Annotated in this window: 9 protein-coding genes; 3 read left to right on the forward strand and 6 right to left on the reverse strand. The window is 72.9% G+C overall.

Annotated elements, in window-relative coordinates; all coding sequences use genetic code 11:
• Both B086_RS39810 and hemA read right to left on the reverse strand, forming a co-directional pair.
• Positions 1 to 3,482 (reverse strand): type I polyketide synthase (locus tag B086_RS39810; protein ID WP_037873345.1); only part of this gene is annotated, 3,482 nt, incomplete at its 3' end.
• 251 nt (positions 3,483 to 3,733) lie between these two features.
• Positions 3,734 to 4,978, reverse strand: coding sequence for a 5-aminolevulinate synthase (hemA, locus tag B086_RS0111815; RefSeq protein ID WP_018566618.1), 1,245 nt, complete (start codon positions 4,976 to 4,978; stop codon positions 3,734 to 3,736).
• A gap of 210 nt (positions 4,979 to 5,188) precedes the next feature.
• On the opposite strand from hemA, the gene B086_RS0111820 reads away from it, so the two are divergent.
• Positions 5,189 to 6,751 carry an AMP-binding protein gene (locus tag B086_RS0111820; RefSeq protein WP_018566619.1) on the forward strand — a complete coding sequence of 521 codons (1,563 nt, stop codon included), beginning with the start codon at positions 5,189 to 5,191 and terminating at the stop codon, positions 6,749 to 6,751.
• Positions 6,752 to 6,758: 7 nt separating this feature from the next.
• On the forward strand, positions 6,759 to 8,411 hold the full coding sequence (locus B086_RS0111825; RefSeq protein ID WP_018566620.1) for a long-chain-fatty-acid--CoA ligase: 1,653 nt from the start codon (positions 6,759 to 6,761) through the stop codon (positions 8,409 to 8,411).
• Positions 8,412 to 8,625: 214 nt separating this feature from the next.
• On the opposite strand, the gene B086_RS45905 is transcribed toward B086_RS0111825, so the two are convergent.
• From B086_RS45905 to B086_RS0111845, 3 genes are all read right to left on the reverse strand, one after another.
• Entirely contained in the window at positions 8,626 to 9,468 is an 843-nt protein-coding gene (locus B086_RS45905; protein ID WP_018566621.1) for a phosphatase PAP2 family protein, read from the reverse strand.
• Positions 9,469 to 10,030: 562 nt separating this feature from the next.
• Positions 10,031 to 10,273 carry a DUF5302 domain-containing protein gene (locus tag B086_RS0111840; RefSeq protein WP_018566622.1) on the reverse strand — a complete coding sequence of 81 codons (243 nt, stop codon included), beginning with the start codon at positions 10,271 to 10,273 and terminating at the stop codon, positions 10,031 to 10,033.
• 84 nt (positions 10,274 to 10,357) lie between these two features.
• Positions 10,358 to 11,788 (reverse strand): DEAD/DEAH box helicase, encoded by a 1,431-nt coding sequence (locus B086_RS0111845; protein ID WP_018566623.1) that lies wholly within the window; start codon positions 11,786 to 11,788, stop codon positions 10,358 to 10,360.
• Between the two features lie 288 nt (positions 11,789 to 12,076).
• Between B086_RS0111845 and B086_RS0111850 the strand changes: the two genes are divergently transcribed.
• Positions 12,077 to 12,676 (forward strand): TetR/AcrR family transcriptional regulator, encoded by a 600-nt coding sequence (locus B086_RS0111850; protein WP_018566624.1) that lies wholly within the window; start codon positions 12,077 to 12,079, stop codon positions 12,674 to 12,676.
• Between the two features lie 43 nt (positions 12,677 to 12,719).
• Here the strand turns inward: B086_RS0111850 and B086_RS0111855 are convergent, their stop codons facing one another.
• On the reverse strand, positions 12,720 to 13,331 hold the full coding sequence (locus tag B086_RS0111855; protein ID WP_018566625.1) for a chorismate mutase: 612 nt from the start codon (positions 13,329 to 13,331) through the stop codon (positions 12,720 to 12,722).
• Positions 13,332 to 13,350 lie beyond the last annotated feature (19 nt).

The following is a 13,350-nucleotide window of genomic DNA, read 5'->3' on the forward strand; positions in this document are numbered from 1 at the left end:
TAAGGCGCCAGAGCCCGACCACACTCCGCCATCCGCCCCGCGAACACACGCGACTCGTCCAGCAGCCCCGCAGCCATCCCCACCCACTGCGAACCCTGACCCGGAAACACCCACACCGAACGACCGGAGACCAACCCGCCACCGGACACCAGCCCGGATACCGGTGCCGAACGCCCTTCCGCCAGCGCCTTCAGCCCACCGAGCAACGCACTCCGGTCGCCGCCCACCACCACGGCACGGTGCTCGAACGCCGCGCGCCCCGTCGCCAGCGAACAGCCCACGTCCGCCACATCAAGGCCGGGCTCCGCCATCACCCGCGCCGCCAACGCCTCCGCCTGCGCCCGCAGAGCCTCCGCGCTGCGCGCCGACACCGGCCATACGACCGTCCCCGGACGCCGGGCACCCGCCGGTGTCCCGGCCGGGGCCTCCGCTAGGGCCGCGGACTTAGCCTCCGCCGGGGCAGACTCCAAGATCACGTGAGCGTTGGTCCCGCTGATACCGAAGGAGGACACAGCCGCCCGGCGCGGACGACCCGTCTCGTCCCACGCACGGGCCTCCGTCAGCAGCCGGCCGGCCCCCGCCGACCAGTCCACCTCCGGCGTCGGACCGTCCACGTGCAGCGTCTTCGGCATCACCCCGTGCCGCATCGCCAGCACGGACTTGATGACCCCGCCCACACCCGCCGCGGCCTGGGTATGGCCGATGTTGGACTTCAGCGAGCCGATCCACACGGGGCGGTCCCCCGGCCGGTCCTGCCCGTACGTCGCCAGCAGCGCCCGCGCCTCGATCGGGTCACCCAGTCTGGTGCCCGTACCGTGCGCCTCCACCACATCCACATCCGCCGCCGTCAGCCCCGCGTCCGCCAACGCCGCACGGATCACCCGCCGCTGCGACGGACCACTGGGCGCCGTCAGACCATTGCTCGCACCGTCCTGGTTCGTCGCCGAGCCCCGCACCACCGCCAGCACCGGATGCCCGTGACGCCGGGCGTCCGACAACCGCTCCAGCAGCAGCATCCCCACACCCTCGGCCAGGCCGAAGCCGTCGGCGGCTGCCGCGAACGCCTTGCAGCGGCCGTCCGGGGCCAGACCGCCCTGGCGGCTGAACTCCACGAGCATGCCGAGCGTGGACATCACGGTCGCGCCGCCCGCCAGCGCCAGCGAGCACTCCCCCGACCGCAGCGCCCGTACCGCGAGGTGCAGGGCCACCAGCGAGGACGAGCACGCCGTGTCCACGGTGACCGCCGCTCCCTCCAGACCGAGGGTGTAGGCCAGGCGGCCCGAAGCGACGCTTCCGGTGGTGCCGGTCAGCAGGTGGCCGCCCTCGTCGGCGCCCTGTTCGAGAGGGGGGCCGTAGTCCATGGTCATCGCCCCGACGTAGACGCCCGTCGGGGTCCGCCGCAGGGTGGCGGGGTCGATACCGGCCCGCTCCAGCACTTCCCAGGCCGTCTCCAGCAGCAGCCGCTGCTGCGGGTCCATGGCCGCCGCCTCGCGCGGCGAGATGCCGAAGAACTCCGCGTCGAACTCGGCCGCACCGGCGAGCGAACCTGCCTCGCGCTGGTAGTACCGCCCCGGTGTTCCCGGTGTGGGGTCGTAGCGTCCGGCGGTGTCCCAGCCGCGGTCCTCGGGCAGCGCGGAGACGGCGTCGGCACCTGCCGCCACCAGCTCCCAGAGTTCGTCGGGGCTGCCGACACCGCCGGGGTAGCGGCAGCCCATCCCGACGATCACCACGGGGTCGTCGTCCGCGGGCCGCCGTACCGGCCCGTCCGCGTCCGTGTCCCTCCTGTCGGGTCGGTCGCCGCCGATCTCGGCGCAGAGGTACGCGGTCAGGGCCGCCGGGGTCGGGCAGTCGAAGACGACCGTCGCCGGGATGCGCAGCGCCGTCGCCGCGCTCAGCCGGTTCCGCAGCTCCACGGCGGTGACGGAGTCGAACCCCAGGTCCAGGAAAGCAAGTTCGGCGGGGACAGGGTCGGAGCGTCCGGTCAGCGCGGCGATCTCCTCGTCCACCAGCCGGGCCAGCGCGGCACGCCGCTCCGGTACGTCCGTCGCGGCCAGCTCCGCGCGGAACGCGGTGGCGGCCTCCCGGTCACCGACCGCGCCGTCCGCCCCGTCCGGCCCGTCCGGCCCGTTGACGTTCGCCGGACCGTCCTGCGTGAACGCCGCCAGGACAGCCGTCGGCAGCTCCCGCACCCGGGCGTGCCCGGCGGCGGACAGCGCTTCCCGTTCCGGGGTGACACCGCGCACGTACAGGTCACCGAGCGAGGTCAGGAACCGTCCCGGACCGTCCTGGTCCCGGCGCAGCGTCCCGAGGACGGCGACCCGCGCGCGGTGTTCCTCCACGCAGTCCGTGAGGGCGGAGGTCAGCACGGTGTGCGGGCTGACCTCCAGCAGGACGTCGTGCCCGTCCCGCAGCAGGGCGCCGGCCGCCTGCCGGAACCTGACCGTGTTGCGCAGGTTGCGGCACCAGTAGTCGGCGTCCAGTACGGGGACGTCCAGTCGTCCGCCGGTCAGTGCGGAGTAGTAGGGCAGATGCGGTGTGCGGGGCCGGATCGGTGCCAGGTCGGCGCTCATCCGGGGAGTGATCGCGTCGATGTGGGGGGAATGGGCGGCCAGGCCCACGGCGATCCGCCGTGCGTGCACCGCGTCCGCGGCCAGGTCGGCGAGGAGTTCGGCCGCGGCGTCGCGGTCGCCGGAGACGATCACGGACCGCGGGCCGTTGTGCGCGGCGACGACGAGGCGGCCCTCCCAGCGGCGCAGCCGCGGCTCGACCTCGTCGGCCGGGGCCATGACGGAGAGCATGTCGCCCTGCCCGGCCAGGGTCGCCTGGGCCTGGCTCCACAGGGCCACCACCCGCGCGGAGTCGTCCAGGGACAGCGCGCCGGAGACGGCGGCGGCGGTGACCTCGCCGACGCTGTGTCCGAGCACGGCGGCCGGTTCCACGCCGTGGGAGCGCCACAGCGCGGCGAGCGACACCGTCACGGCGAACAGCAGGGGCTGCACCACGTCGGCCCGGTCCCCGGCGGGCGAACCCGGCGCGTCCGGGTCGCGGAGCACGTCGACGGGCGACCAGTCGACGAACGGTTCCAGGGCCTGCGCGCACGCGTCCATCCGGTCGCGGAACACCGGAAAGGTGTCCAGCAGGTCCGCCGCCATCCGGGGCCACTGCGCGCCCTGTCCGGGGAACACGAAGGCGACCCGGCGGCCGGACCCGGCGGCGCCCTCCACCAGGCCGGGCATGCTCCTGCCGTCGGCGAGCGCGTCCAGCCGCCGCAGGAACCCGTCCCGGCCGTCCGCCACCAGTGCCGCCCGCCGACTCCCCTCGGAAGCGTCGCGCGCGAGGGCGGACGCGATGTCCCGGGGGGTCCAGTCGGCTCGGCCGGCCAGGTACGCGTGCAGGCCGCGCGCGCCGGCCGCCAGCGACTCCCTGCCGCTGCCGGAAAGGGTCCACAGCAGCGGTGCTTCCGTACCGTCGGGGTGCGCCATCGTGTCTTCGGACTCCTTCACGGCGAGCAGGAACACCGGTCACCGGACCGTGGCGGGGTGCCGCTCCCACGGGTCGCGCGTCGGCCGGGCGGCCTTCGTCGGGCCCGGCGTGCGGCGCCGCCGGGCCTACGAGGCCGATCTTGCCCACGTCGCATAGCGGCCCGATATCGCAGGCCGCGACACGACGCGGGTACGGGGAACGGACGGGTCGGGGAGCGGCGGAAGTGCCGCGTGCGGCCTTTCGGGGCGCCTCAGCCGTCCGTTCCGGGCGAGGGGTGCGGGCCCGGAATCCGCGTCACTCCCAGTTCCCGCCAGATCCCGTCCAGCGCGGCGACGAACTGCTCGATCTCCGCGGGCTCGTGGACGGCCCCGGGTGCGCTCCTGAGGATCTCCTGGCCCGCGCGCACGCTCGGCGCGTTGATCGCCTGGACGTAGATGCCGTGGCGTACCAGCAGCAGGGCGGAGATCCGCCGGGCGAGTGCGTCGTCCCCGACGAAGATCGAAACGATGTGGGACCCGTCGGAGACGAAGGGGATGCCGTGTTCCGTGAGCAGCCGGTGCGTCAGTCGCGCGTTCTCGCGGAGCCGGTCGCGTTCCTCGTCGGAGGTGCGCAGATGCCGGACCGCGGCGAGGGCGCCCGCCACGACCGCCGGTGGCAGGGCGGTGGTGAAGATGAAGGGGCGGGACAGGCCGCGCACCGCGTCGACCAGTTCGGCGGGACCGGCGATGTATCCGCCGGTGGTGCCGAATCCCTTGGCCAGGGTTCCCATGATGACGGTGAACTCGTCCGCGAGGCCCAGGCTCGCGGCGACACCGGCTCCCTCCGGGCCGTACATCCCGACCGCGTGGACCTCGTCGAGGAAGGTCATCGCGCCGTGCTCGCGGGCGATCCGGGCGATCTCGGCGAGCGGGGCGACATCGCCCGCCATCGAATAGACCGACTCCGTGACGATCATCTTCGGCCGACCGGGGTCGGTGGCAGATATCAGCTCTTCCAGATGCGCCATGTCGTTGTGGCGGAAAATGTGTTTCTCGGCGCCGCTGTGGCGGAGTCCGTCGATGATCGAGGCGTGGTTCATCTCGTCGGAGAAGACGACGCAGTTCTCCGGCCGACCGGCGAGGACCGTGAGGGCTCCGTCGTTCGCGGTGTACCCGGAGGTGAAGAGAAGGGCGTCCGCCTTGCCGTGCAGATCCGCCAGTTCCTTCTCCAGCAGCACGTGGTAGTGGTTGGTCCCGCCGATGTTCCGGGAGCCGCCCGAGCCCGCGCCGTACTCGTCGAGGGCTTCGCGCGTGGCCGCCAGGACCAGCGGGTGCTGCCCCATCCCCAGGTAGTCGTTGCTGCACCACACGCTGATCTCGGAGGTGACCCCGTCCCGCAGGCTCCGGGCCGCCGGGAATTTCCCGGCGAGCCGGCCGATCTCCAGAAACTCCCGTTTCGCCTCCGGTGACCCACCTTCCCCCGTATACCGCGAGAAGAGCTCCAGGTAATGGTTCATGACGACCCTTTTCTCCGAAGACCAAGCCGATGCGGGGGCCGAACCGGTAGAGGGCATTGTCTCAGAGCGGCATATCACTTCGATGGCGCGGCCTGCGACAATTCGGCACCGCCTGCGCACCCGTTTCTTCTTTTCACACTCCTGGTGTACTCGATTCGCTTGTTGTAGGCTCTGCGGAAATTCCTCGACACGGCACCGTTGGAGTTTCCTATGCCGTCGAACGAAACGTATGTCAGCCAGATCCTTCAGGTGATATCCGCGGAACCGGAGAAAATCCTCCTGTCCTGGCGCGACAAGACGCTGACCGCGGCGGAGCTGACCACTCTGGTCCGGTCGGGCGCGCAGGTCCTGCACCAGCACGCCGCCGGGACCGGTGGGACCAGTGGGACCGGTGGCGGAACCGTCGTCGCCGTCCTGACCGTCACCAACACCGCCCCGACGCTGGTCCTGCGGTACGCCGCGAATCTGGCCGGGGCCACGGTGGTCCATCTGCACACCACCAACGCGGTCGACCCGGCGGACCAGCTGGCCGCCGACGCCCGGCTCAAGATCCTCCGGGAGACCGGTGCGACGCATCTGGCCGTCGACGCGGAGAACCTCGCGGCCGCCCGTGAGCTGCGCGGGCGGCTGGGCACTCCGCTCACCCTCGTCGCCCTCGGCGACCTCGGCCCCGACGTCCTGGACCTGACGGCCGGGGATCCGGACGCGCTGGACCCGGCCGCCATCGAGATCGGACTCGACCGGCCCGCCGTGGTGACCTACACGAGCGGGACGACCGGTGAGCCGAAGGGCATCGCCTTCGACTTCCGGGCCCGCAACGGTTTCATCTCCGCCGGACTCCAAATGGGCTGGCGGTCGGTCTATCTGGCCTGCCTCCCGCTCAGCCACTCCAGCGGCGCCACGGCCGACGACTCACTGGCGTCCGGCGGCTCGGTGGTCCTGCGGGACGGCTTCGACGCGGGTGACGCGCTGCGCTGCGTCGAGCGGTACGGGATCACCCGGATGCTGCTCTCCCCTCCCCAGCTGTATCTGCTCATGGACCATCCGGAGCTGGGCTCGACCGACCTGTCCCGTCTCCAGATGGTCACGTACGTGGGCTCCCCCGCGTCCCCCGAGCGACTGGGCGAGGCGGTCAGGGTCTTCGGCGACGTGCTGATCCAGGTGTACGCCACGAGCGAGGCGGGCTTCGTCAGCATGCTCTCGCCCGCCGAACACCTCGACCCCCGGCTGCGGGTCACGGTCGGCCGGCCGATGCCCGGCTGGGTCCGGATCACCGATCCGGACGACCACCGCGACCTGCCGCCGGGCGAGATCGGCGAGGTCTGCGTGCAGTCGCCGTTCACGATGAGCGCGTACGTGGCCGAGCCCGAACTCACCGCCCGGACCGTGCGGGACGGCTGGGTGCACACCGGTGACCTCGGTCTCGTCGACGGTGACGGCTACCTCCACCTGCGCGGCCGGATCGGCGAGGTGATCAAGACCAATGGCATCAAGATCCACCCGGTGACCGTGGAGAACGCCTTCCTGGCCCATCCCGATGTCGTGCAGGCCGCCGTCTTCTGCGTCCAGGACCGGGACCGGGTCGAGCACCTGCACGCCGCCGTGGTGCTGCGCGAGGCGAGTACGGCCGGCCCCGGCGAACTGGCCGAACACATCCGGACCGCCATCTCGCCCAAGCACGTTCCCGCGCGGATCGACGTCCGCCCCGCTCTCCCGCTCACCGGTGTCGGCAAACCGGACAAGGCGCGGCTGGCCGCGGAAGCGAGCGGGTGACACCCCCATGACCCTCTCCGTGGCGTCCGTACTGGCCGAATCCGCGCTACGGCGACCGGAGCACCCGGCGATCGTCTCCGGTACCCGGAAGATCACCTACCGCGAGCTGTGGGACGGGGCGCGGCGGTACGCGGCGGCGCTGCGCGCGCGGGGCATCGGGCCCGACGACAAGGTGGCGCTGCTGCTGCCCAGCACACCGCACTTCCCGCTTGCCTACTTCGGTGTGCTCGCGCTCGGCGCGATCGCGGTGCCGGTCCACGCCCTGCTCCGGGCCGACGAGATCGCGTACGTCCTGAAGGACTGCGGGGCGGCGGCGCTGATCTGCGCCGCCCCGCTCCTGGCCGAGGGCGGCAGGGCCGCGGAGACGACGGGCACGCCCGTGCTCACCGTCAGGGACGAAGAAGCCGCCGGGGAAGAGGACGGGAACGCGGAAGGAGAAGGGGACGCGGGGGAAGAAGAAGGGGACGCGGAAGAGGGGCGCACCCGCGTGCCGCGGCTGGACGCGCTCGCGGCGCGGAGCACCCCGATCGACCGTCAGGTGCCGCGCGCTCCCGGGGACATCGCGGTGGTCCTCTACACCTCCGGCACCACCGGCCGGCCCAAGGGCGCCCAGCTCACCCATCTCAACGTGGTGATGAACGTCGACACGACCATGCTGTCGCCGTTCGACTTCACCGCGGACGACGTCCTGCTCGGCTGTCTGCCTCTGTTCCACGCCTTCGGTCAGATCTGCGGCATGAACACCTGCTTCCGGGCGGGGGCGACCCTGGTGCTGATGCCCCGGTTCGACGGGCCGGGCGCGCTGGACCTCATGGTGCGGGAGGGCTGCACCGTGTTCATGGGGGTCCCGACGATGTACACGGCGCTCCTCGACGCGGCCCGCGCCGACCCGCGCAGGCCCGCGCTCGACCGCGCGTTCTCCGGCGGCGCCGCACTACCCGTGGCGGTCCTGGACGCGTTCCGGGAGACGTTCCGCTCCCCGGTTCTCGAAGGGTACGGACTGACCGAGACGTCTCCGGTGGTGGCCTACAACCAGAAGGCGTGGCCGCTCAGACCGGGCACGGTGGGCCGGCCGATCTGGGGTGTCGAGGTCGAGATCGCCAGAGCCGAGGTCGAGGGCAGGATCGAGCTGGTGCCGGCCGGTGAGGTGGGCGAGATCGTCATCCGGGGGCACAACGTGATGGCCGGTTACCTGAACCGGCCGGAGGCGACCGCCGAGGCCATCGTGGACGGCTGGTTCCGCTCCGGTGACCTCGGCGTCAAGGACGACGAGGGATATCTGTCCGTCGTCGACCGCAAGAAGGACGTGGTGCTGCGCGGCGGGTACAACGTCTATCCGCGCGAGGTGGAGGACATCCTGTCCCGCCATCCGGCGATCGCCCAGGCGGCCGTCGTCGGGCTCCCCCACCCCGTCCACGGAGAGGAGGTGTGCGCGGTGGTGAGGGCCCGCCCCGGCTCGGCGCCGGGCCCGGCCCTCGGCGCCGAGATCGCCGCCTGGAGCAGGGAGCGGATGGCGCCGTACAAGTACCCGCGCCGGGTGGAGTTCGTGGACGCCTTCCCCCTCGGCCCCAGCGGCAAGATACTCAAACGGGAGCTGGTCGCCCGGCTGAGCGCCGCCGCTCCGGACGAGCCGCCGGACGGCCCGCCCCGCCCACGCTGAGCGCGGGCCCCGAGCGGTCGGACTCCCCGGCGGGAACGGGCACCGGCGCGCGACAGTTCGTACGGGGCCGCCCGCGGTCTGCCGGTCCGTACCGAGGCGCAGGAAGCGGCACGGCGCCACGCCGTCCGCCCGACGGAGCACGCGAGCGCGCCGTACGCGCGGGGGCCGGGGCGGTGCGGCCGCGGGCCGAAGGCCCGCCGGACCCCTGTCGGGCTCAGGAGGCGATCAGCAGCCGCAGCCGGGTCCGGCCGAGGAGTCCCGCCACGGTCCGGGCATGCCGGGACAGCAGCAGTGCGAGAGGCAGGGCGACGAGTGCGCCGACGGCGAGACCGGCGAGGACGTCGTGCGGATAGTGGGCCCCGACCCACACCCGTGAGGCGGCCATCGCCAGCGCTCCGACGGTCGCGATCACGCCGAGGCGGGTCGAGACGAACCAGAGGACGACCGCCGCCGCGGCGGCCAGTGTGGCGTGGTTGCTGGGGAAGGACCAGTCGCCGGGCGCCGGACATGCCTCCAGGGTGATGACGTGCAGGGACCGGCACGGCCGGTTCTCGTGCACGGCCTGCTTCAGCACGGTGCTGACGGCGAACGCGAGCACGGTCAGGACCGGGGCGGCCAGGGCCTTCACCGCCTGTCGCGCATCCTGCGCGCGGGCCTGCCACCATCCGAGCAGCATCAGGACGGCGAAGGTCCGGGACGGGACGGCGAGCGCGCCGGCGAGCGGGTTCAGCAGGGTGCGCACGGGGGGCAGGAAGCGGGCCGGCACGATCGCCTTGGCGTGCCCGTACCGCTCCAGGATGCCGCAGGCGCGGGCAGCGCCTTCGGTGATCCCGCGGGACGTCGCGCGGGCGAGCAGGGCCGGTCCGGCGCGGCGTCCGAGAAGGTATCCGGTCTGGGCTCCGGCCGGCGCGCCCACGGCCGCGGCGACGAGCACCCACGGCAGGGACAAATGTCCCGAGGAGGCCGTGGAGCCTCCGGGGCACAGCAGTCCGGCGGTGAACAGGAGCGAATCCCCGGGCAGGAAGAACCCGACGAGCAGGCCGGTCTCGGCGAACATCACGACGGCGATGCCGATCGTGCCGAAGGCGGCGAGCGGCCCAGCGCCGATGACGCTCGCGCACCAAGCCGAACCAAGCCGAACCCGCCCTCCAGCTCGCCGTGAACATCCTCGACGCGTGGGGCCGGAGGAGCGCGAGGTGCTCTTCGCCCATGAACACGCCCATCTGTCGGGCCGCCATCACCTGCTGTCGTTTCTGGTCGACCTCTGTGTGACCGTGCACCCCGCGGTGCGCGGCCTGAGGGAGCCGCTGCAGTTCCATCTCGAGCGATGGGCCGATGAAGAGGCTGCCGCCACTGTCGGTGACCGGAAGCTGGCAGCGGCTGCCGTCGCCAAGGCGGCGCTGGCCGAAGCGGCCCAGCAGCGGCGTGCCCGCCGCGGATATCCGCAGCTGTCCGTGACGAGCGGACCGGTGCCTCAGCGCTCAGGGCACCGCTTCCCGCGTCTCCCGCAACGCGCGCACAGAGTGCGCGTGGTGCGGGAGACCGCGCCGGACGTACGGAGGGGCCCGAAGCGCTCAGGCTGCCGCCGGTCGTGCGGTCAGGCCCCGGGAGTGATCGGCTCAGCCGCCGCTCTTGCGCCTGAACGACCGCTGGCTGGTGGCCGGGCCGTGTGCCGCGCGTACCTTTGACGCATCCGGGTTGGCGGCGGCGTCGGCGGCGTCCGCCTGCGCACCGCGCTTGCGGGCCAGGGCCTCGCGGAACTTGCGCTTGAGGTCGTAGTTGCCGTCGGCGTCCGGCGTCAGAGCGGACGTCTCGGCGTCAGCCGGCTCCGAACCTTCCGTGGTGACGGGCTCTTCGGTCATGGTGACCTCCTGGGTTCGGGGATGGGCACGCACAGCTTGACATGCCGGGCGTGGTGCCGGGACCGGCCGACGGGGCAACCGCCCTCAGCCGTTGCGGCGTACGAGGGCGGCCTTGCGGGCCTCGGCGAGCTTGCGGGCCTCGCCCGCCTTCCGGGACTTGCCGCCTCCGCCGCGGGCGGGGTCCTTGCTGGTGCCCAGGCCGCGGAAGGGCGCGTTGGTGTTCTTGGGCCGGGCGGGGGCGGCCCCGCCGTCGAGCGGGGTCCCGGAGGGGGCCTTGGCGCCGGTGATCCGGCTCAGCTCCGCCTCGCCCGAGCGCACCTTGGTGACGGTCGCCTCGATGCCGGCCTCGGCCAGCATCCGGCGTGTCTCGTCGCGGTGGCCCGCCGGGACGAGCGTGACCACCCGGCCGGACCCGCCGGCGCGGGCGGTACGGCCCGCCCGGTGCACATAGTCCTTGGGGTCGGTGGGCGGATCGACGTTGACCACGAGATCGAGGTCGTCGACGTGCAGACCGCGGGCCGCGACATTGGTCGCCACCAGAACGGTGATCTGACCGTTCTTGAACTGCGCCAGGGTCCGAGTGCGCTGCGGCTGGGACTTGCCGCTGTGCAGCGCCCCGGCGTGCACCCCGCTGGCCCGCAGATGCCGGGTGAGCTGGTCGACGGCGTGCTTGGTGTCCAGGAACAGCAGGACGCGGCCGTCGCGGGCGGCGATCTCCGTGACGACGGCGTAGCGGTCGGGGCCGTGGACGACCAGGACGTGGTGCTCCATCGTCGCGATCCTGCCCGCGCCCGGGTCGACCGAGTGGGCCACGGGATCGTGGAGGTAACGGCGGACGAGCTGGTCGACGTCGCCGTCCAGCGTGGCAGAGAACAGCATCCGCTGACCGTCCGGGTGCACCTGGTCGAGGGCCTCGACGACCTGCGGCAGGAACCCCAGGTCACACATCTGGTCGGCCTCGTCCAGCACGGTGATCCGCACCCGTCCCAGACGGCAGGCGTTGCGCTCGATCAGGTCGTGCAGGCGTCCGGGGGTGGCGACGACCACCTCGGCTCCCTGGCGCAGCGCGGCGACCTGCCGGCCGGTCGACACACCGCCGACGACCGTGGCCGTCCGCAGCCGCAGCGCCTCGGCGTACGGCGCCAGCGCCTCGGTGACCTGCTGGGCCAGTTCCCGGGTGGGTACGAGAACCAGCGCGAGGGGCTGCTTCGGTTCGGCCCGCCGTCCGGCCGTACGGGTCAGCAGCGGCAGGCCGAAGGCGAGCGTCTTGCCCGACCCGGTGCGCCCGCGCCCCAGGACATCGCGGCCCTTCAAAGCATCCGGCAGCGTGGCGGCCTGGATCGGGAAGGGTTCGCGCACCCCGGACTCGCTCAGTGTCCGCAGTACCTCCACCGGCAGTCCCAGGTCGGCGAAGGAGCCTGCCGGGGGCAGCGCCGGGGTCGTGGCGCCGGGCCGGGCGGGACCGCCCCGAGTCGCGCCGGAGTCGGCGGTGCCGGAGTCATCGGGGTGCTTCATGAACAGCCTTCCGCAGGAGGAACGTACCGAGCCGAGGAAGGCCCGGCAGGACAAGACAGCCCGCGCACCGGCCGGGCTGAATCGCTCACCGCGACGACCACGCAAACGCACGAGACTAACACGGGCACACGGGCACACGGGCACACGGGCACACGGGCACACGGGCACACGGGATGGCGGCCGGGGGCCGGGTCCCGGCGGTCGGCGGCGGTCGTCGTACGTACGCCCGGCCGCGCACTCCTGGTTCGAGACCGATCGTTCGCCCTCGTTCTTCGTTACCCTGGCTGGATGAGCCAGGGCACCAGGGGAAGCAGCACGTCGGCGGCGCGGGCGCGGCTGCTCGGTACGGCGACCAAGATCTTCTACGCGGAGGGGATCCACTCCGTGGGCGTCGACCGGATCATCGCGGAGGCGCAGGTCACCCGTGCCACGCTGTACCGCCACTTCACGGGCAAGGAAGAACTCGTCCTCGCCTACCTCGGCCTGGCCGACCGGGAACTCCGCTCCCAGGCCGAGGCCGCGCAGGCGGGTGAGGAGTCGGCGGCCGACAAGCTCCGGGCCGTCTGCCGGACCATCGCCGCGGGGATCCGGTCCCCGGGGTTCCGGGGCTGCGCCTTCCTCAACGCGGCGGTGGAGTACCCGGATCCGGACCATCCGGTCCACCGCGCCGTCCTGGCCCACCGGCAGTGGTTCCTGGACACCGTCACGGGACTGCTGGCCGGGACCGGCGGCGACGCATCCGCCGAAGCCGCCGGCCGGCATCTCGTCATGCTCCGCGACGGTGCCATGGCCTCCGGGTGCCTGTCCGACCCCGAACTGGTGGCCGAGACCTTCCTCCAGGGCGTCGAGGGGATCCTCCGGGCCCGTTCCGCGCCGCTCGGTGGCTGACGGGCGCCGGTCCGTCTCAGTGGCACATGGAGCGCGCCTCGCCTCAGTGGCACACGGAGCGCGTCGCCGTCCTGAGCGCACGGCGGTGGAGTGCGTCCAGGTGTTCCAGTGCCGCGCCCGTTGCGCCGGCCAGGGCGAGTCCCGCCGCACAGCCGACGGGCTCGGCGCGCCGACGCTCCGTGTCCTTGAGCTCGTCGAGCAGGGCCCGGGTCAACCGGTCGAGCCGCTCGCGGATCGGGCCGAGTTCGGGGCGTGTCGCGGGGGCTTCCCCGGGGTGGGCGGTCCAGCGGGCGAACAGCCCCCGCTGCGTGATCTTGCTGGCCGTGATCTGGTCCCGGAAGAACGCCACTGCCGCCTCCGGATCCAGCCCGGCGACACCGGCCTGCGCACGGACCTGGTCCAGGACCTGTCCCTCGCGCACGGGATCCTCGATGGGCGCGCCGGTACCGAACTTGGCCGCCGCCACGTCGTCGCCCACCCGGATGCGCTCGATGACGAGGTCCGTCAGAGGGCCGAGCCTGCCCAGCGGGGCGCCCAGGGGCCCGGCGGTCGTACGGGCACTCGCCGCCGTCGCCTGATGAGTCGTCGGCAGCGCCAGGGCCCCGCACATCGCGGTGACGACGGCGCAGCGAGTCGTGCTGTCTCGCAGGTTCACTTGCCCACCTCGGGTTCGG

Origin of the sequence: Streptomyces sp. PsTaAH-124 (assembly GCF_000373685.1) — a bacterium.
In the GTDB taxonomy this organism is placed as follows: Bacteria; Actinomycetota; Actinomycetes; order Streptomycetales; family Streptomycetaceae; genus Streptomyces; species Streptomyces andamanensis.